Annotated in this window: 13 protein-coding genes; 7 read left to right on the forward strand and 6 right to left on the reverse strand. The window is 76.2% G+C overall.

The annotated features are described in order from the left end of the window. Window positions 1-13 precede the first annotated feature (13 nt). Complete coding sequence (locus M0638_RS00440) at window positions 14-3,451, forward strand: caspase family protein (protein WP_248664963.1); 3,438 nt, start codon at window positions 14-16, stop codon at window positions 3,449-3,451. Between the two features lie 57 nt (window positions 3,452-3,508). Here M0638_RS00440 and M0638_RS00445 read toward each other — a convergent pair whose 3' ends face one another. The 3 genes from M0638_RS00445 to M0638_RS00455 form a co-directional block, all read right to left on the reverse strand. Beyond that, on the reverse strand, window positions 3,509-3,913 hold the full coding sequence (locus M0638_RS00445; RefSeq protein ID WP_248664964.1) for a hypothetical protein: 405 nt from the start codon (window positions 3,911-3,913) through the stop codon (window positions 3,509-3,511). A 329-nt stretch (window positions 3,914-4,242) separates the two neighbouring features. After that, a complete protein-coding gene (locus M0638_RS00450; protein WP_248664965.1) occupies window positions 4,243-5,109 on the reverse strand; it encodes an ABC transporter permease in 867 nt (288 codons plus the stop codon). After that, window positions 5,099-5,929 carry an ABC transporter ATP-binding protein gene (locus M0638_RS00455; RefSeq protein WP_248664966.1) on the reverse strand — a complete coding sequence of 277 codons (831 nt, stop codon included), beginning with the start codon at window positions 5,927-5,929 and terminating at the stop codon, window positions 5,099-5,101. The genes M0638_RS00450 and M0638_RS00455 overlap by 11 nt, the downstream gene beginning before the upstream one ends. Before the next feature lie 493 nt (window positions 5,930-6,422). Here M0638_RS00455 and ypfJ point away from each other — a divergent pair, with 493 nt between their 5' ends. Then, window positions 6,423-7,316 (forward strand): KPN_02809 family neutral zinc metallopeptidase, encoded by an 894-nt coding sequence (gene ypfJ, locus M0638_RS00460; RefSeq protein ID WP_248664967.1) that lies wholly within the window; start codon window positions 6,423-6,425, stop codon window positions 7,314-7,316. 222 nt (window positions 7,317-7,538) lie between these two features. On the opposite strand, the gene M0638_RS00465 is transcribed toward ypfJ, so the two are convergent. Then, entirely contained in the window at window positions 7,539-7,949 is a 411-nt protein-coding gene (locus M0638_RS00465) for a DUF1674 domain-containing protein (RefSeq protein WP_248664968.1), read from the reverse strand. Window positions 7,950-8,146: 197 nt separating this feature from the next. Between M0638_RS00465 and htpX the strand changes: the two genes are divergently transcribed. Beyond that, window positions 8,147-9,109, forward strand: coding sequence for a zinc metalloprotease HtpX (htpX, locus tag M0638_RS00470; RefSeq protein ID WP_248664969.1), 963 nt, complete (start codon window positions 8,147-8,149; stop codon window positions 9,107-9,109). A gap of 317 nt (window positions 9,110-9,426) precedes the next feature. On the opposite strand, the gene M0638_RS00475 is transcribed toward htpX, so the two are convergent. Beyond that, window positions 9,427-11,334 carry an ArnT family glycosyltransferase gene (locus tag M0638_RS00475; protein WP_248664970.1) on the reverse strand — a complete coding sequence of 636 codons (1,908 nt, stop codon included), beginning with the start codon at window positions 11,332-11,334 and terminating at the stop codon, window positions 9,427-9,429. A gap of 126 nt (window positions 11,335-11,460) precedes the next feature. Here M0638_RS00475 and M0638_RS00480 point away from each other — a divergent pair, with 126 nt between their 5' ends. From M0638_RS00480 to M0638_RS00490, 3 genes are all read left to right on the forward strand, one after another. After that, window positions 11,461-13,026, forward strand: a complete 1,566-nt coding sequence (locus tag M0638_RS00480; protein WP_248664971.1) for an RsmB/NOP family class I SAM-dependent RNA methyltransferase — start codon at window positions 11,461-11,463, stop codon at window positions 13,024-13,026. Between the two features lie 284 nt (window positions 13,027-13,310). Continuing rightward, window positions 13,311-13,982, forward strand: coding sequence for a ribulose-phosphate 3-epimerase (gene rpe / locus M0638_RS00485; protein WP_248664972.1), 672 nt, complete (start codon window positions 13,311-13,313; stop codon window positions 13,980-13,982). Between the two features lie 85 nt (window positions 13,983-14,067). Next, window positions 14,068-15,714 carry a heparinase II/III family protein gene (locus tag M0638_RS00490; protein ID WP_248664973.1) on the forward strand — a complete coding sequence of 549 codons (1,647 nt, stop codon included), beginning with the start codon at window positions 14,068-14,070 and terminating at the stop codon, window positions 15,712-15,714. A 548-nt stretch (window positions 15,715-16,262) separates the two neighbouring features. Here M0638_RS00490 and M0638_RS00495 read toward each other — a convergent pair. Then, window positions 16,263-17,351, reverse strand: coding sequence for an amidohydrolase family protein (locus M0638_RS00495; protein ID WP_248664974.1), 1,089 nt, complete (start codon window positions 17,349-17,351; stop codon window positions 16,263-16,265). A gap of 122 nt (window positions 17,352-17,473) precedes the next feature. On the opposite strand from M0638_RS00495, the gene M0638_RS00500 reads away from it, so the two are divergent. After that, window positions 17,474-18,583: a glycosyltransferase family 4 protein gene (locus M0638_RS00500; RefSeq protein ID WP_248664975.1), complete on the forward strand. Its 1,110-nt coding sequence runs from the start codon at window positions 17,474-17,476 to the stop codon at window positions 18,581-18,583. Window positions 18,584-18,592 lie beyond the last annotated feature (9 nt).

The raw sequence follows: 18,592 nt of genomic DNA on the forward strand, positions 1-18,592 counted from the left end.
CGGAGGCGCGGCGATGCGCGGGGCCGCGGCGTCCCACCTCGCGGCCCGGCTGGCCCTGGTGCTGGCCCTGGTGTCGGCGCCGTCGCTGCCGGGCGGCGAGGCCGGGGCGCAGCCCGCCGGACGCCGCGGCGTCGCGCCCGGCAACCCCTACCAGACGGCGCCGCAGGCGACGCAGCCGGGCGCGAGCCAGCCCGGCCCGCAATCCGCGCCGGCAGCGGCCGGCACGGCGCCCGCTGCCGCGCCGCCGCGCCTCGCCGACGCGCCGGCCCAGCCCTTCCTGCGGCTGGAGGCCGGCGCCCACACCGCCGCGGTCTCGCGGCTGGCGACGGATGCGTCGGGCCACCTTCTCGCCAGCGCCTCGGCCGACAAGACGGTGCGGCTCTGGTCGCTGCCGGACGGCGCCCCGCGCGGCGTGCTGCGGCCGCCGATCGGGCCGGGCGTCGAGGGCGAGCTCTACGCCGTGGCGCTGAGCCCGGACGGCGCCACCGCCTACGCCGCCGGCTTCACCGGCCAGAGCTGGGACGGCACCTTCGCGATCTACCGCTTCGACACGGCCACCGGCCGCCTCACCGCGCGCTTCACCGGCCTGCCGGCGCCGGTGGAGCACCTCGCCGTCTCCCCGGACGGCAGCCGGCTCGCCGCCGGGCTGAAGGGCAGGGCGGGACTGCGGGTCTGGAACACGGCCGACGGCGCCCCGGTGTTCGACGATGCCGGCTATGGCGGCCCGGTGCGGATGGTCGCCTTCGACCCCGCCGGCCGCCTCGTGACCAGCAGCGCCGACGGCCGGGTGCGCCTCTACGGCCCGGACGGACGCAGGCTGGCGGAGCGGGCCCCGCTGCCCGGCGCCATTCCCTACGGCATCGCCTTCTCGCCCGACGGCGCGCTGGTCGCCCTTGGCTACGAGAACCGGCTGCGCGTCGAGATCCTGTCGGCCACCGACCTGCGCACCGTGCTGGTGCCGGACCCCGGCCGGCTGCAGGGCGAGGGCTTCCCCGGCGTCGCCTGGGCGGCGGACGGCCGGGGCGGGGTGCAGCTCTACGCCGCCGGCTACGCCCGCACCGGGCCGGGCGCCTTCGTGGTGCGCCGATGGACGGATTTCGGCCTCGGCGCCGGCAGCGACGTCGTGGCCGCGCGCGACAGCATCGCGCACCTGCTGCCGCTGCCCGGGGGTGGGGTCGCCTATGCGGCGCTGGACCCGGGCTGGGGCCGGATCGCCGGCGACGGCACGGTGGCGCTGGCGCCCGCCTCGCCGGCCGCCGACTTCCGCAACACCGGCCTCGCCCTGGCCGTCTCCCCGGACGGGCTGCGGGTGCGCTTCGCGCTGCGCGCCGACGCGCCGCCGCTGGTGTTCGACGCCGCCAGCCGCCAGCTCGGCACCGAGGCCGGCGCCCCGCCCACGCCGCCGCAGGCCGCCGGCACGCCTGCCGCGCCGCCCCCGGGCGCGCCGCCCGTCGCCGTCCCGGCCGGTCCCCGCCCGCTCTCTCCCGGTCCGATCTCCCCCGCTCCGATCTCTCCTGGCCCACCCGCCGCCCTCCCGGCGGGCGCCGGCGACAAGGACTCCGGGGGGCGGCGGGGCGTGGTGGTGACCGGCGGCGAACGGGGCGTGGTGGTGCCCGAGGCCGGGCAGGCCCCGGCGGCTCGACCCGGCGCCGGCCTGCCCGGCCTCGCGGGCAACGCATCCGCCCCGCCCGGCCCGGCCCTGCTCGCGCCGAACTTCGCCGGCCCCTTCGTGCCGGCCCGCACGGAAAGTCCCCGGCTGCCCTTGTCGGGCTGGCGCGACACCAACCGGCCGCGCCTGGGCAACGCCCCGCTGATGCTGGGCGAGGGCGAGTTCTCCCGCTCGGCGGCGCTGCTGCCCGGGGGAGGCGGGGGGGATGCCGGCGTCCTGCTCGGCACCGACACGCATCTGCGCCTGTTCGACGCCGCCGGCCGGCCCGTGGACGCGCTGCTGGCGCCCGCCCCGGCGCTCGGCGTCACCGTGGTCGGCACCGTCGCGGTGGCGGCCTTCGCCGACGGCACGATCCGCTGGTACGACCTGCCGCTCGATCCCGCCGGCGCGCCGCAGCCGGGCGCGGGCGGCCTGCGCGAGCGCGCGGCGCTGTTCGTGCACGCCGACGGCCGGCGCTGGGTGGTGTGGACGCCCGAGGGGCTGTTCGACCACGCCGCCGAGGGCGGGCAGGACCTGGTGGGCTTCCACCTCAACGCCGGCCGCTCGCGCACCCCGGAATGGGCGAGCTTCGCCCAGGCCTACCGGCCCCTCTACACGCCTGCCGCGGTGCAGGCGCGGCTGCGCGGCGATGCCGGCCCGGCGCAGCAGCGCATGGCCGAGCTGGGCGACGTGCGCGGCCGCATCGGCCGGCAGCCGGTGCTGGCGCGGCGGCGCCTCTGCGCGGTGCGCGGCGACACCTGCACGGCGCTGCGCTGGAACGCCGCCGCCCTGCCGGAGGGCGCCACCGCGCTGCGCCTGACCTTCGCCGCGCAGGATCGCGGCCTCGGCACCGGCCCGGTGGACGTGCTGGTGAACGACCGCCTCGCCGCGCGGGCGGAGACGCCGGCCCAGGGCGGCGAGGTGACGGTGGAGGTGCCGCTCGACCCCGGCCCGAACCGGCTCGCGACACGCCTCTACGCCGGCGACCGGGCCCTGTTCGCGCAGGGACCGGCGCTCGACCTGCGCCGGCCGGAGGACTACGACGCGCCCGTCTCCGCGGGCCGCCTCCTCGTGCTGGCGGTCGGCGTCGACACCTATGCCAACCCGCAGCTCAACCTGCGCTACGCCGTGGCCGATGCCCGCACCGTGAGCGACACGCTGCGCGCCGCCGCCCAGGGTCTCTACCGCGAGGTGAAGGTCACGACCCTCACCGACGGGCAGGCGACGCGGCAGGGCGTGCTGGACGCGCTGGCCGCCATCGCCGCCGAGGCGCAGCCCGAGGACACCTTCGTGCTCTATGTCGGCGGCCACGGCGTGCTGACCGACACGGACCACCGCTTCCTGTTCCTGGGCTCGGACGTGCGCGACACCTCCTCCTTCGCCGTGCTGCGCCAGCAGGCGCTGGACGAGGGCGCGCTGGTCGCCGCCCTCGCCCGCATCCGCGCGCGGGACGGCTTCCTGTTCGTCGATACCTGCCATTCCGGCCAGATCACCGTGGACAGCCTGGCCGCGGTCGGCAACGAGACCGGGCGCTTCATGCTCGCCGCCTCCACCTCGGCGCAGGAGGCGCTGGACAGCTACGACGACCGCAACGGCGTCTTCGCCTACGCGGTGCGCGAGGCGCTGAGCGGCCGCGCGGCGATGGACGCGGACCGGCGGGTCAGCGCCCTTTCGCTCGGGGAGTACGTGATGCGCCGCGTGCCGCAGCTCGCGGCGCAGCGGCAGCACCGGCAGGACGCCGTGTTCCGCACCGCCGCGCGCGACCTGCGCAGCTTCCCGCTCGGGCAGGTGCCGCCGCGCTGAGCCGGCCCGGAGCATTTTCAAGCCGGGTGTCCCTCACCCGGCGACTCGGGAAATGCGTCAGATCGAAGGCTGGCGCCGCAGCCGGCGCCGCCGGCCGCTCTCCAGCTCGTCCGCCGCCAGGGCGGTGACGATGCCGTAGAGCATGTGCAGGCCGAGTCGCTCCGCCATCACCGGCGGGGCGGGCGCCGTCTCCCCGCGCCGGCCCTCGGCGAGGCCGAGCAGCGGCGTGCCGCTGGCGAGGTTGGCGGCGTAGAGCCCGGCGCCGTAGAGGCTGCCGAGGACGAGCGGCGAGGCGGGCGGCAATTCCCGCCGCAGCAGGCCGTAGGCGAGGCCGAAGCCGGCCGAGGCGGCGAGGTGGCCGGCCTCCTCGACCGGCGTGACGCCGCGCCGGCCGGGCAGGGCCAGGGACATCGCCAGCCCGCCGAGCAGGCCGCCGAGGGCGGAGGCTTTCCAGTGCTGCATGGGGCGTTGCTTCCTCCAGGGCCGGGGCTCCGCCCCGGACCCCGCCCAAGGGATCTTCGGGGGTGCTGCCCCTTCGAACCCCGCCGGGGGCGAAGCCCTCCGGACCCCCCATCGGATTTTCGGCCTCGATGGTCGAACCGTCGAGACTGAACGCCAGCGGAGGTTCAGGAACCTGGTCGAACGCATGCGTTCGACCCTGGCGGGTGGGGGCCGGGGCGGGCAAAGCCCTCCCCGCGGCGGATGGGCCCAGGGAAGGCGGCGCCTTCCCTGGCGGGGTCCGGGGCGGAGCCCCGAATCGCCCCCGCTTATCGCACGCCCATCCCCGCCGTTCAGCCCCCCACGGCGAGACGCTGGTCGTTCTGCCCGCGCATGGCCCAGCCCGTGGTGCGGTTCTCGATCGCGACCGCCACCACGTACATCAGCACGCCCATGACGCCGGTCACGAGCAGCCCGGCGAAGACCAGCGGCACGTCGAAGCGCGAGGAGGCGACCATCATCAGGTGGCCGATGCCGGAATTCGCCGCCACCGTCTCGGCGATGATCGAGCCGACGAAGGCGACGGTGATCGCGATCTTCAGCGAGGCGAAGAAGTAGGGCATGGCGCGCGGCAGCCCCACCTTGAGGATGATGTCGCTCTGCCGCGCACCCAGCGCGCGCAGCACGTCGCGCAGCTCCGGCTCCACGGTGGCGATGCCGGTGGCGACGTTCACCACGATCGGGAAGAAGGAGATCAGGAAGGCGGTGATGATGGCCGGCACGCTGCCGATGCCGAACCAGATCACCAGGATCGGCACCACTGCCACCTTGGGCACGCTGTTGAAGCCGATCAGCAGCGGATACAGCCCGTGGTAGAGCAGCGCCGAGGAGCCGATGGCGACGCCGAGCAGCAGGCCGAACACGATGGCCAGCGCGAAGCCGATCACCGTCGTCACCAGCGTCTGCCAGGAATTCTCCAGCAGCGGCCACCACCACTTGACGATGCTCATGGCGATGGCGGAGGGGGCGGGCAGGATGAACTCGGCCACGCCGGAGACGCGGCAGCCGATCTCCCACACCACGAACATGCCGATGGTGACGAGCCAGGGCAGCATGCTCTGCAGCCGCCGGCGGCGGCGGGCGGCGGCCACCTGCGCGGCGAGCCGCGCGGCGGCGGCGGGGCTGAGCGCGTGCGTGGCGCCGGGCTGGTCAAGCGGCATGGGTCAGGTTCTCCGCATCCGCCGGGGCCGCCTTGCGCGCCTCGTCGATCTGGTTGCGCAGCGTGTGCACGAGGTCGGTGAAGGCGGGCGCGTAGGTGTCCTCCAGCCGGCGCGGCCGGCCGAAGGGCACGACCTGCTCGGCGATGATGCGGCCGGGGCGGGAGGACATCACCAGCACCCGGTCGGCGAGATAGACCGCCTCGCGCAGGTCGTGGGTGACGAGGATCACGGTCGGGCGGCGCTCGATCCAGACGTCCTGGAGGACGGACCAGAGATCCTCGCGGGTGAAGATGTCGAGCGCGCCGAAGGGCTCGTCCAGCATCAGCAACTGCGGGTCGTGGATCAGCGCGCGGCAGAGCGAGGCGCGCTGCTGCATGCCGCCCGAGAGCTGCCAGGGGTAGCGCTTCTCGAACCCCGCCAGCCCGACCGAGGCGAGCAGGGCGCGCGCCTTCGCCTCGTAGGCGGCGCGCTCGGCGCGCAGGCGCCGCCGGTGCGGCTCCACCACCTCCAGCGGCAGCATCACGTTCTGCAGGATGGTGCGCCAGGGCAGCATGGTCGGGTTCTGGAAGCCCATGCCGGCGATCGAGAGGGGGCGGTCCACCTCGCGCCCGGCCACGATCACGCTGCCCTCCGTCGCCGGCCACAGGCCGGTGACGAGGCGCATCAGCGTGCTCTTGCCGCAGCCGGAGGGACCGACCACGGCGATGAACTCGCCCTTCTCCACCATCATCGTGGTGCCGCGCAGCGCCAGCGTGCCCTCGACGCCGCCATAGCGCATCGCGACGTCGCGTATCTCCGCGAAGGGGCGCGTGCTGCTCATCGGCGGCGGCCCTGGCGGGGCGCCTGCCTGCCTGCTTGTTGTGCAGCCATGTCCTGTCGTCCTTTTCCCAGCGCCGCCCCCGCCCGCCCGGCGCCATCCGCCGGGGCCCGGCGAGCGGCCGGCCCCGTGCCGGTGCCCGCCCCGCCGCCCTCGCTGCGCACGATGCCGACGATTCCACCCGCCGTGGCGCCGACCGCGATTCCGACGGGCAGGGCCGGCAAGGGCAGCAAGCCGCGTGCCAGCCGCCGGCCTGTCCAGGGGGATCGCCCCGCCGCCGACCGTCCACTCCCGCCGCGGCCCGCCGCGGAGGACAGCGTCCGCGCCGCCACTTACGGGCGCGGCGAGGGAGGGATATGACAGGAACGTGCGCGGTTACAGCGGCGGGCGGCGCGCCGCCGGCGCCGCGGCCTGCATCCGGGGCGATGCCCATGCGTTCCGGGAGGATCACAGGCACGGCACCGCCGGGGCGCGGCGGCAGGGATCGGGGGATGCGATGCGTCTGGAAGGCGAGCGCGAGAGCGGCAACGTCGAGGACCGGCGCGGGGCGGGCGGCTTCTCGCGCGGCGGCATCGTCCCGATCGGCGGCGGGCTGGGCGGCCTCGCCATCCTGCTGATCGCCCTGTTCCTCGGAGTCGACCCGAGGGTGCTGCTGCCGGGCGACGAGCCCGCCCCGCAGACCCAGCAGGTGGACCGCCGCGCGCCGCCCGGCAGCGCCCCGGGCCAGCAGCAGGGCGGCGGCACCGAGGATCCGGCCCGGCGCTTCGTCGCGCAGATCCTCGGCTCGACCGAGGACGTCTGGAAGGACGTGTTCCGCCAGGCCGGCCGCCAGTACCGCGACCCGACGCTGGTGCTCTATTCCGGCATGACGCAGTCCGGCTGCGGCACGGCGCAGGCCCAGGTCGGCCCGTTCTACTGCCCGCTGGACCAGAAGCTCTACATCGACCTCGGCTTCTTCCGGGAGATGCAGGAGCGGCTCGGCGCCCCGGGCGATTTCGCCCGTGCCTACGTGATCGCGCACGAGGTCGGGCACCACGTGCAGAACCAGCTCGGCACCCTCCAGCGTGTGGACGAGCTGCGCCAGCGCGTGGACCGGGCCGACAGCAACGCCCTTTCGGTAAGGGTGGAGCTGCAGGCCGACTGCTACGCCGGCGTCTGGGCGGCGCGCGCCAACGCCGAGCGCAACATCCTGGAGCAGGGCGACATCGAGCAGGGCATGAACGCCGCCAGCGCCGTGGGCGACGACCGGCTGCAGCGCCGCTCGCAGGGCTATGCCGTGCCCGAGAGCTTCACCCACGGCAGCTCGGCGCAGCGCGTGAACTGGTTCCGGCGCGGCCTGCAGAGCGGCGACCCGCGCCAGTGCGACACCTTCGGCGCGCAGAGCCTTTGACAGCCTGCCTCTGACAGCCTGGGGCGCGGCGTCCATCGGCCCGCCCGGGGCGGCCCGCCCGGGGCCCTCGCCCCGGACCCTGCGCCTCGTCGGGGAAGCCTCTCCCCTGCCGTCCGGCGTGACGGGCAAGGCGGCGGCGCTACCCGGCCCGGACGGCCGGGCCACGGCCGCCGTTGCGGCGCCGGCGGGCGACGGGACCGGAGCCCCGCCGCCCGCGCCGGTTCAGAAGTCGCTGACCCGGCCCTTGCGCTCCCAGTCGCCGTAGCGCGTCGGCTCCGGCCCGGCCGGGCCGCCGACCTCGGGCGGCAGCGCCTTCTCGTGCAGCCGGACCGGCGCCTCCGAGGGCGGGTCGCCGACCGGCGGCGGGCTCGGGTCGCCGGGCTGCGGCATGTCGTGGCCGGGCGGCGGCACCTGCGGCGAGGGCGGTACGTCCGGCTCCGGGGTGGTGGGCGGCGGCGGGATGTCGGGCGGCACCGGCTGCGGCGGCACCACCGGCGGCAGGCCGGGAAGCTGCGGCGGCGGCTCGGTCGGGTCGTTGGGCGGCCGCGCCGGCGGATCGGACATGGCGTGCGACCCGGTCGCGAGGAAGCCGGCGGACGGATCGCGCCGCGGGCCATTGAGGTGATTCGTCATGAGCGCCATCTGGTGGGTCCCCCCTGGCATGGACAAGCAGTAACGCGCGACAGTCCCCCCAGGTGCCGTGCCGACGGTGCCGTGCCGGCGGATACCATCGGCGGGCATGACCGGCGGCGACGGCCGGGTCGCCCGCCCCCGCGCGACCCGACGCACGGCAGCGGCCACCGGGACAAGGCTGAGCGGAAGGAGGAACGATGAACGGCTACCTGCGCACCGCGATCCTGCTGGCCGGGATGACGGCGCTGTTCGTGGGCGTCGGCTACCTGATGGGCGGGCGGCAGGGCATGGTGATCGCCTTCCTGGTCGCCTGCGCCACCAACGCCTGGGCCTACTGGAACAGCGACCGCGTCGTGCTCTCCATGCACAACGCCGAGCCGATCTCGCCCGAGAGCGCGCCGCGCCTCTACCACATGGTGGCGGCGCTGGCGCAGCGCGCCGGCCTGCCCATGCCGGCCCTCTACGTGATCCACGAGGACCAGCCCAACGCCTTCGCCACCGGCCGCAACCCCGAGAACGCCGCGGTCGCGGTGAACACCGGCCTGCTCGACCGCATGTCGGAGGAGGAGGTTGCGGGGGTGGTGGCGCACGAGCTGGCGCATATCAGGCACCGCGACACCCTCATCATGACGGTGACGGCGACGCTGGCCGGCGCCATCGGCATGCTGGCGCAGTTCGGCTTCCTGTTCGGCGGCCGCGACGAGGACGGCCGCCGCTCGCCCTTCGGCCCGATCGGGGCGATCCTGATGATCGTGCTGGCGCCGATCGCGGCGATGCTGGTGCAGACCGCGATCAGCCGCTCGCGCGAGTACGAGGCGGACCGGCTGGGCGGCGAGATCTGCGGCAACCCGCTCTGGCTGGCCGGGGCGCTGGGCAAGCTGGAGCAGTTCAAGCACGGCATCGTCAACCCGACCGCCGAGGCGCATCCGGCCAGCGCCCACATGTTCATCATCAACCCGCTCTCCGGGCTGCGCTTCGACAATCTGTTCTCCACCCATCCGCCCACGGAGAGCCGCATCGCGGCGCTGCGGCAGCAGGCCCAGGCGTCGGGGAGGGGCGGCGGGTACGGGAGTGGTCGGCCGTCCTACCCGGCCACCCCTTCGCCCGGCTCCCCCTGGGGGCGGGCGCCGGGCGGCCCGCGCCGCGGTCCCTGGGGATGATCCGGGCCGCCGCGTCCGTCGCTGCCGGAACGGTGCGCCCTGCCGCTTGCAGGCGCCCCGCCGCCCGCCCAGCGGCGGGCCGTGGCGCGGCGGCCGGGCCGCGGGCGCGCCGCCCGCCACCGCGTCCGACGCCGGCGGACCGGCACGCGCCTAGAGCCGATCCAGCCTGACTGTATCAGGCCGGAACGGCTCCAGCCTTTTGATTTTTCGCATTTTCCGAGCCGCTGAGCGAGGACGCTCAGCTTGAAAATGCTCTAGGCGCGCCGGGAGCGGCGCCGGCGACCATCCCCGCCCGATGCGCGACGCTGCCGCCCCGCCTACGGCGCCGTCCGGTACAGCACCAGCGCGAGCTGCCGGCCGCGCGAGTAGTTGATGCCGGGCACCATGCCGATCTCCTGCACCGTCAGGCCGAGCGCCGCCACCGCCCGCATGAAGTCCGGCTGCGCCCGGTCCGCCACCGCCGCCACCCGGCCCGGCCCGCCCGCTAGGAAGCGCGCCGCCGCCCCGCCATCCGCCAGCAGATGCGTGCCCGTGCCCATGGCGAACATCAGCGACGGCTCGTGGAAGCCGACCACGGCGAAGCGGTCGCCCGGCAGGGCGCCGACATGGTCGCGCACCATCGCCGCGACCCGGGGCGCCACCCACACCATGCGCAGCCGCGGCAGGGTCAGCTCCAGCACCGTGGCGTAGAGCGGGATCGCCAGCAGCACGCCGGCCATCGCCGTGCTGGCCCAGTCTCGCCCCAACCCTTCCCGCCCCAACCCTTCCCGCTGGCCGCCGCGTCCCCGCGCGCCGCGCAGCAGCACCCAGAGCAGCAGCCCGGCGAAGGGCAGGGTCAGCAGCGCCGCCGGCAGCACCTCCCCGTCCACGAGGCGCGGCAGCAGCGGCCCGGCGAGGCCGAGCGCCAGCGCCGTGCCGACCATCCCGGCGGTCGCCAGCCAGCCCAGCCAGCGCGGCGCCGGGCGGCGCAGCGGGTCCATCGCCCAGCGCGCCGCCAGCAGCATCACCGCCGGGTAGGCCGGCAGCACGTAGTGCGGCAGCTTGGTCGCGGTGGCCTCGAACAGCAGCCAGGTCGGCACCGCCCAGGCCAGCAGCAGCCGCACCGGCGGCTGCGCCCGCGCCAGCCAGGCCGAGGGCGCCGCCCGCGTCGCGATCCAGGCGCCGGGGAAGCCCGCCACGGCGAAGGCCAGCAGGTAGTAGCCCGGCGGCCCCCAGTGGCTCTCCTCGCCCGAGCCGAGCTTGGAGAGCATGTCGCCGCCCACCGCCTCCGAGAAGAAGCGCCCGCCCGTGGCGATGCCGATCGCCACGAACCAGGGGGCGGCGGCCAGCAGCATCAGCGGGACGCCCCAGCCCGGCCGCAGCGCCCGCAGCCAGGAGCCGCGCCCGGCCGCCGGCAGGCCGGGACCCGCTCCGCCGGTCCGGCCGCCCTCGCGGCTGGCGGCGGGGCGGGCGTCGCGGCGCCAGGCGCGGTCGGCCACGGCCAGGGTGATGCCGGCCAGCAGCGGCACCATCGGCGCGATCGGTCCCTTGAGCAGGATGCCGACGCCGAGCGAGAGCCAGAACCCGGCCGCCGCCCCCGGCCCGAAGGCCGCCGGCTGGAGGTAGGCGCGGCCGAACAGCCCCATCGCCAGCACGATGGTGGCGAGCAGCGCCGCGTCGGTCTTGGCGATGTGCGCCTCGGCCACCAGCACCAGGGAGCTGGCCAGCATCGCGGCGCCGAGGAAGGCGGCGCGCCGCCCGACCAGGGTGCGGCCGAACTGGAAGGTGGCGAGCACCGCCACCAGCGCCCCGAGCAGGCTCGGCAGGCGGTAGGGCCAGATCTGCGTCCGGTCCCCGATGCCCAGCGCCTCCACGGCGTGCACCGCGGCGGCCTGCGCCCAGTGGATGCCGGCGGGCTTCTTGTTGCGCTCGGTCTCGCCGTAGCGGATGCGCACGTAGTCGCCGCTCTCCACCATCTGGCGCGTCGCCTGGGCGAAGCGGCTCTCGTCGCGGTCGCCGGGCGGCAGGGTGAAGAAGCCGGGGAGCCAGAGCAGGGCGCAGAGCAGCGTCAGCACCAGCGTCGGCCGGCGCGTGTCGGGCAGCCGCGCGGGCAGGTCCAGCAGTGCCGCGAGCGGGCGCAGCGGACGGTTCCAGGGGCGGCCCCAGGGGCGGCCCCAGGGGCGCCTGCCCGGCCGGTCGCCGCCGGCGGGCGTGGGCAGGTCGAGCCTGTGAGGGACTGGCGGCACGGCGTTTCCTGGTCGAGCACGGGAGCCGGAAAGGGAACCCCGGAGAAGGGGAGGGCGGCATGCCGCGCATGGCCGGGCGCGATGCCGCGGATTTCCCCTGGCGACGATCTGCTCTAGAGGGCGCGGATGGGCAAGCCCGCCGCGCCGAAGAACCCGCATTCCGATAACGCAGGCCGCGCCGCGCCCGGCAATCCGGCCCGTGCCGAGTCCGGCAATCCGGACCGCGCCGCGCCCGGCAATCCGGCCCGTGCCGCGCCCGGCAATTCGGACCGCGCCGCGTCCGGCAATTCGGACCGTGCCGCGTCCGGCAACCCGGGCCGCGCCGGTGGCGCCGCCCGCGCCGGCGGGCCGGCCGACGAGGGGCGCGGCCGGGCCAACGGGGGGGCGCCGACCGGCGGGGGCGGCGAAGGCGCGCCCCGCGCCGGCGGCAACGCCCGCCGTTCCGCCGCGCGCCTCGCCGCGCTGCGCCTGCTGGAGGCGGTGCTGGAGCGTCACCGGCCGCTGGAGGAGGCGCTGGACGCGCTGCCGCGCCTCGATGGCCGCGACCGCGCCGCCGGCCACCGCATCGCCGCCGCCGTGCTGCGCCGCCTCGGCACGCTCGACGCCGCGCTGGAGCCCTGGCTGCGCCGCGAACCGCCGCCCGTGGTGCGCCACGCGCTGCGCATCGGCGCCGCCGAGCTGCTGCTGCTCGGCACCGCGCCGCACGCCGCCGTGGCCTCGGCGGTGGGGCTGGTGCCGCGCTCGCTCTCCGGCCTCGCCAACGCCGTGCTGCGCCGCGTTGCCGAGGCGGGGACGGCGGCGCTGGACGGGCTGGACGTGGAGCGGCTGGACACGCCGGCCTGGCTCTGGACCGCCTGGCACGACGCCTACGGCCCCGCGGTGCGCCGGATCGCCGCCGCGCACCGGGCCGAGGCGCCGCTCGACCTCACCCTTGCCCCCGGGGCCCCGGGGGCGGCCCCGCCGCCCGGCGGCGAGCTGCTCCCCACCGGCAGCCTGCGCTTCCCCGCCGGCACCCGCGTCACCGAGCTGCCCGGCTTCGCCGAGGGCGCCTTCTGGGTGCAGGACGCCGCCGCCGCCCTGCCGGCGCGGCTGCTGGCGGCGCGGCCGGGCGAGCGCGTGGCCGATCTCTGCGCCGCCCCCGGCGGCAAGACCGCGCAGCTCGCCGCCGCCGGCGCCACGGTGACGGCGGTGGAGCGCGAGCCGCGTCGCGCCGCCCGGCTGCGCGAGAACCTCGCCCGGCTGCGCCTGAACGCCGCGGTGGTGGAGGCGGACGTGGTCGAGTGGGCGGCCGGCGGGGAGGCTGCCGGGCGGTTCGACGCCGTGCTGCTCGACGCCCCCTGCACCGCGACCGGCACCATCCGCCGCCACCCGGACGTGGCCCGGCTCAAGCGCCCGCGCGACGTGCCGAGTGCCGCCGAGGCGCAGGGCCGCCTGCTCGCCGCCGCCGCGCGGCTGCTGGCGCCGGGCGGCCGGCTGGTCCTCGCCACCTGCTCGCTGCAGCCGGAGGAGGGCGAGGCGCATCTGGCCGCCGCCGCCGCGCTCGGCCTGCGGCACGATCCCTTCCGGCCGGAGGAGCTGCCCGGCCTGCCGGAAGCGCTGACCGGCGCCGGCACGCTGCGCACCCGGCCCGATTTCTGGTCGGAGCATGGCGGCATGGACGGCTTCTTCGCCGCCCGCTTCCGGCAGGCCTGACGCCGGCGGCCGGACTTTCTCCGGCGGCGGGGCGGGCCGGCCCCGCGGATCGCGGCATGCGGGCCGGGCGGATCACGGCCCGGCGCCCGGTATGCCCGGCCGCCCGAGCGGAGGCCGCGCACCAGCCCTTCCGCCGCCATCCACCGTTGCGTGCGGTAACGGACGCGTTGCAATTCGTCACGCCCCGTTCGTTCCGCCCCGCTGCCGATTTTGTGCGCGCGGCGACCGGGCGGCGAGTCGGCACCCGGTTGCCGCCCGCGGAGGGCGGGGGCTAGAAGCCCCCGATGCGCCCCGTTCGAATCGCCCCGTCCCTGCTTGCCGCCGACTTCGCCCGACTGGGCGAGGAGGCGGATGCGGTCGCCGCCGCCGGGGCGGACTGGCTGCACCTCGACATCATGGACGGGCACTTCGTACCCAACATCAGCTACGGCCCGGTGGTGCTGAAGTCCCTGCGCAGGCGGTGCTCCCTCTACTTCGACGTCCACCTGATGATCGCCCCCGCCGACCCCTTCCTCGCCGCCTTCGCCGAGGCGGGCGCGGACGGCATCAGCCTGCACCCGGAGGCCGGGCCGCACCTGCACCGCTCGCTGCAGACCATCCGGTCGCTGGGCAAGAAGGCCGGCGTGGTGCTGAACCCGGCGACGCCCGTGAGCGCCGTCGAGGAGGTGCTCGACCTCTGCGACCTGATCCTGGTGATGACGGTCAACCCCGGCTTCGGCGGCCAGGCCTTCATCCCGAGCCAGCTGCCCAAGATCGCCCGGCTGCGCGCGATGATCGACGCGCACGCGGCGGCGGGCGGCCAGCCCATCGCGCTGGAGGTGGATGGCGGCGTCACGGCCGAGACCGCGCCGCTGGTGATCGAGGCCGGCGCCGACACGCTGGTGGCGGGCACGGCGGTGTTCGGCCGGCCCGACTACCGCGCCGCCATCGCCGCCCTCAGGGGGCAGGCCGGGTGAGGGCGCCCCACGGGGCTGCCATGAGGGAGGGCGGGAACATGGTGCGGCGGGCGGAATGCCCCACGGCGCGCGGCGGGGGCGGCCGATGAAGGAGGTGCTGCGGCGGACGCTCGGCCGCCTGCGCCCGATCCGGGTGCCGGACGCGCCCGCGCGCGCCTTCCGCGACCTCTGGCCCGGCGATTCCAGCCGTGGCGCCCAGCTGCTGCGCGGCGAGTTCGAGGTGGCCGGCACGCGGCGCCCGCTGCAGGTGATGGCGGAGGGCGGCGAGGGCTGGAACGCCGAGTCCGGCCCGGCCGCGTGGCGCGCCGCCTCGCTCGGCTTCGCCTGGCTGCGCGACCTGCGCACCCTCGGCACCGACCCGGCGCGGCTGCGCGCGCGGGCGCTCGCGGCCGACTTCCTCGAACGCGGCATGCTGGAGCCGATGGCGCAGTCCGCCGAGGTGGCGGGGGCGCGCATCTCGGCCATGCTCGGCAACTGGGACTTCTTCGCCGCCACCGCCGAGGACGGGCTGCGCCGGCAGCTCATGGTGCGGCTGGCGCAGGACGGGCGCCTCGTGCTCTCGCAGCTTCCCCTGGAGGTGGACCACCGCGGCGCGCTGGTCGCGGTGAAGGGCGGCATGGCGGCCGCCATCGCGCTCTCGGAGGAGGCGTGGCTGAACCGCTGCCTGCGCATGCTGCCCGGCGAGATCGAGCGCCAGTTCCACCCCGACGGCGGCCATGTCGAGCGTTCGCCCGGCCAGCAATTGCTGGCGTTGCAGGACCTGATCGAGATCCGCAACCTGCTGAACGGGTCGGGCATCGAGGCGCCGGCGATGCTGACCGTGGCGATGGACCGCGCCGCGCCGGCGCTGCGCATGTTCCGCCACGGCGACGGCGCGCTGGCCCTGTTCAACGGCACCCGCATCGAGAGCCCGAAGGAAGGCGGCGGCGCGGTGATCGACCTCGTGCTGACCCAGGCGCAGTCGCGCGGGCGCGCCCCCACCGAGCTGCCCGATGCCGGCTTCCACCGCCTCCAGGCCGGGCGGACGCTGGTGCTCGCCGAGTGCGGCGCGCCGCCGCCGCGCCGGGGCAAGGACCCGGCGCGCGGCGGGCTGCCGCGCGGCGCCGACCGCTACGCCCATGCCGGCACGCTCTCCTTCGAGGTCTCGGTCGGGCGCGACCGGATGATCGTCAATTGCGGCGCGGCGCCGGCCGGCGACCAGGCGTGGCGCGACGCGCTGCGCTCCACCGCCGCGCACTCGACCCTGATCCTGGCCGACACCAACAGCAGCGAGCTGCGCGAGGACGGCATCGGCCGGCGGCCGGAGTCGGTGACCGCCGAGCGGCACGAGGCGGGCGGCGCGCAATGGCTGGAGGCGAGCCACGACGGCTGGCGCCAGGCCTTCGGCGTGGTGCACCGGCGCCGGCTCTACCTCGCGGAATCCGGTGACGACCTGCGCGGCGAGGACATGGTGGAGGGCGAGGACACGCCGGCCTTCGCGGTGCGCTTCCACCTGCACCCCTCGGTGGACGTGCGTCCGCAGGACGAGGAGGGCACGGTGCTGCTGCGCCTGCCCTCGGGCGCGACCTGGCGGCTGCGCGCCAAGGGGGGGCGGCTGGCGATCGAGGAGAGCATCTATCTCGGCCACGATCCCGGCCCGACGCGGCAGGTCGTGCTGCACGCCGCGGCCGGCACCGGGGCCGTGCAATGGGCGCTGTCGCGGCGCAGCGTCGGCGGCGACGAGGACGCGTAGGGCAGGGGACGTCGCGGCGCGCCCCCGGCCTGCCCGCCCTTGGCCCGATCGCCCCTGGCCCGATCGCCCAGGCCTCGTGGGCCCGGACAGGCGCGCATGCCGCGGGCCCTGGTCCTCGGGCGGCTCCACGCCGCCGGGCGTGGCCACCCTCCGGCGATCCGCTCCGGCGCATTCCCTCCGGCGCATTCCCGGGCCGGGCATACTCGCCCGGCGCCTCGGAGGATGCGCCGGAGCGAAGGCCGGAGCTTTTTCAAGCCGGGTGTACTCACCCGGCGACCCGGAGAATGCGAAAGACCAGAAGGCTGGAGCCGTTCCGGCCTGATGCGGTCAGGCCGGAACGGCTCTACGGCGAACCGCGGTCCGGTTGGGCCTGTGGTTCGCTGCAACTCGTTGTTCTCGGCGCGGATTCACGCCGCTGGGCGTGTCCGCCCGCCGGCGATCCGCTCTAGAGCATTTTCAAGCTGAGCGTCCTCGCTCAGCGGCTCGGAAAATGCGAAAAATCAAAGGCTAGAGCCGTTCCGGCCTGATACAGTCAGGCTGGATCGGCTCTAGGGCCGCAGGCGCGGCAGCAGGGCCTCGGCGTTGCCGGACTCGATCGCGCGCAGGGTCTCGGGGGCGAGCCCGCTCCCTGCCAGCCCCTGCACCTGCTCGCTGCCGAGCCGGTAGGGAAAGTCGGTGCCGAGCAGCACCTGCCCCGCCGGCACCACCTTCAGCAGCGCGGCCATCGCGACCGGGTTGGCCGCCTGCGCCGTGTCGTAGTGGAAGCGCGCGAGCGCCGGCAGCACGGCGCCGCCGGCGAGCTGGCGGGAGACCGCCGGCGGCCGCGCCTGGAATTCCAACCGCTCGATCAGGAAGGGCATGGTGCCGCCGGCATGCGAGAAGACGAAGCGTATCCCGGGAAAGCGCGCGGCGGTGCCGCTGAACATCAGGCTGGCGATGCTGCGCGTGGTGTCGGTGCCGAACTCCACCACCGTGTCCGGAATGCCCGGCAGCAGGTTGGTGCAGCAGGCGGCCGAGATCGGGTGCGTCGCCGCCACCGCGCGGCGGCGCTCCAGCTCCTCGTAGAGCGGGTGGAAGGCCTGGTCGCCCAGCCAGCGGTTGTCGTAATTGGTGAAGAGGTAGACGCCGTCGGCCTTCAGCGCGTCGAGCGCGTGCGCCGTCTCGGCCAGGCTGCCCTCGATGTCGGGCAGCGGCAGCGCGGCGAAGAAGCCGAGGCGGCGGGGGAATTGCTGCGCCAGCCCGGCCGCGTACTCGTTGCAGGCGCGCACGAGCCGGCGCCGCTCCTCGCCCTCGACGAAGGTGAAGGCGGGCGTGGTGACGGAGAGGATCGCGACGTCGATCCCGGCCCGGTCGAGATCCTCGATCGTCCGCGCCGGCGTCCAGTTGCGTGCCACGGGCGGCAGGTCCAGCTTCGCGAGCGCCGCGTCGCGATAGGCCGGCGGGGTCAGGTGATGATGGATATCGATGCGCCGCTGCCCGGGGCCGGGTCGGGCGGGGGCCTGGGCCCCGGCCGGGATGGCCGGCAACGTGGCGGCGCCGAGGGCCGCCGCCGCGCCCCGCAGCAGCGCGCGGCGCGGCATGAGGCAGGCGCAGCGGCCGGCCGGATGGCTGCCCGGGTCGCACGAAAGGACCGGCATGGTCTGGCGCCTCCTCCGTCGTTCGTCTTCGGCGATGTTGCCGCGCCTGTCCGGCGAATCGATCGCATGGCGCCGGCATGGCCGCAAGGTGCCGGGCGCGGCCGCGCGCGAGGGGTGGCGCCGTGAAGATCGCGCAGGTCACCAACGTCGATTTCTCGCTGCGCCACTTCCTGCTGCCGCTGATGCGCGGCGCGCGGGCGCGCGGGCACGAGGTGGTGGGCATCTGCGCCGAAGGGCCGCTGCTCGACCTGCCGCGCGCGGAGGGTTTCCGCATCGTGCCGGTGCCGATGGCGCGCAGCCTGGACCCGCGCGCCCAGGCCCGGGCCTACCGCGCCCTGCTCGACCTGTTCCGCGCCGAGGAATTCGACCTCGTGCACGCGCACATGCCGATTTCCGGCCTGCTGGCGCGCGCGGCGGCGCGGGCGGCGAAGGTGCCGCGCGTGGCCTACACCTCGCACGGCTTCCTGTTCAACCAGCCGGGGCCGCTCTGGCGGCGCGGCCTGTCGCTCGGCCTGGAATGGCTGGGCGGGCGACTGACCGACACCTTCCTGACCGTGAGCGAGGAGGAATCGGCCGATGCGCGCCGGCTGCGCATCGCCGCCGATGCGGTCGGCATCGGCAATGGCCGCGACCCGGCGCTGTTCTGCCCCGATGCCGCCGCGCGCGCCGCGCTGCGGGCGGAATTCGGCGTGCCGGAGGATGCCTGCGTCGTCGTGATCGTCTCGCGGCTGGTGCGGCACAAGGGGCACCGCGAGCTGCTGCGGGCGATGGAGCAGGTGCCGGGCGCCGTGCTCTGGGTGGTGGGCGAGCGGCTGCCGAGCGACCACGGCGAGTCGCTGGATGCCGACTTCGCGCGGGCCCAGTCCGTGCTGGGGCGTCGCCTGGTGCGGCTCGGCTACCGCCACGACGTGGCGCGCGTGCTGGCGGCGGCCGACGTGTTCGCGCTGCCGAGCCACTTCGAGGGCCTGCCCATGTCGGTGATCGAGGCGATGCTGACCGGCCTGCCGGTGGTCGCCACCGACATACGCGGCCCGCGCGAGCAGGTGGTGGAGGGGCGGACCGGCCTGCTGGTGCCGCCGCGCACCGTGCCGCCGCTGGCCGCGGCGCTGTCGCGGCTGGCCGGCGACCCGGTGCTGCGGGGGCGGATGGGCGAGGCGGGGCGGGCGCGGGCGCTGGAACGCTTCGACGAGGCGAAGGTGGTGGGGCGGACGCTGGACCTGCTGGGGCTCTGACCCGGCGGC

Origin of the sequence: Roseomonas acroporae (genome assembly GCF_023223525.1) — a bacterium.
Lineage (GTDB): Bacteria > Pseudomonadota > Alphaproteobacteria > Acetobacterales > Acetobacteraceae > Roseomonas_E > Roseomonas_E acroporae.

Coding starts and splice junctions, on each gene's coding strand:
- M0638_RS00440 (WP_248664963.1), top strand. CDS start 14: ATGCGCGGGGCCGCGGCGTCCCACCTCGCGGCCCGGCTGGCCCTGGTG.
- M0638_RS00445 (WP_248664964.1), bottom strand. CDS start 3,913: ATGCAGCACTGGAAAGCCTCCGCCCTCGGCGGCCTGCTCGGCGGGCTG.
- M0638_RS00450 (WP_248664965.1), bottom strand. CDS start 5,109: ATGCCGCTTGACCAGCCCGGCGCCACGCACGCGCTCAGCCCCGCCGCC.
- M0638_RS00455 (WP_248664966.1), bottom strand. CDS start 5,929: ATGAGCAGCACGCGCCCCTTCGCGGAGATACGCGACGTCGCGATGCGC.
- ypfJ (WP_248664967.1), top strand. CDS start 6,423: ATGCGTCTGGAAGGCGAGCGCGAGAGCGGCAACGTCGAGGACCGGCGC.
- M0638_RS00465 (WP_248664968.1), bottom strand. CDS start 7,949: ATGACGAATCACCTCAATGGCCCGCGGCGCGATCCGTCCGCCGGCTTC.
- htpX (WP_248664969.1), top strand. CDS start 8,147: ATGAACGGCTACCTGCGCACCGCGATCCTGCTGGCCGGGATGACGGCG.
- M0638_RS00480 (WP_248664971.1), top strand. CDS start 11,461: ATGGGCAAGCCCGCCGCGCCGAAGAACCCGCATTCCGATAACGCAGGC.
- rpe (WP_248664972.1), top strand. CDS start 13,311: ATGCGCCCCGTTCGAATCGCCCCGTCCCTGCTTGCCGCCGACTTCGCC.
- M0638_RS00490 (WP_248664973.1), top strand. CDS start 14,068: ATGAAGGAGGTGCTGCGGCGGACGCTCGGCCGCCTGCGCCCGATCCGG.
- M0638_RS00495 (WP_248664974.1), bottom strand. CDS start 17,351: ATGCCGGTCCTTTCGTGCGACCCGGGCAGCCATCCGGCCGGCCGCTGC.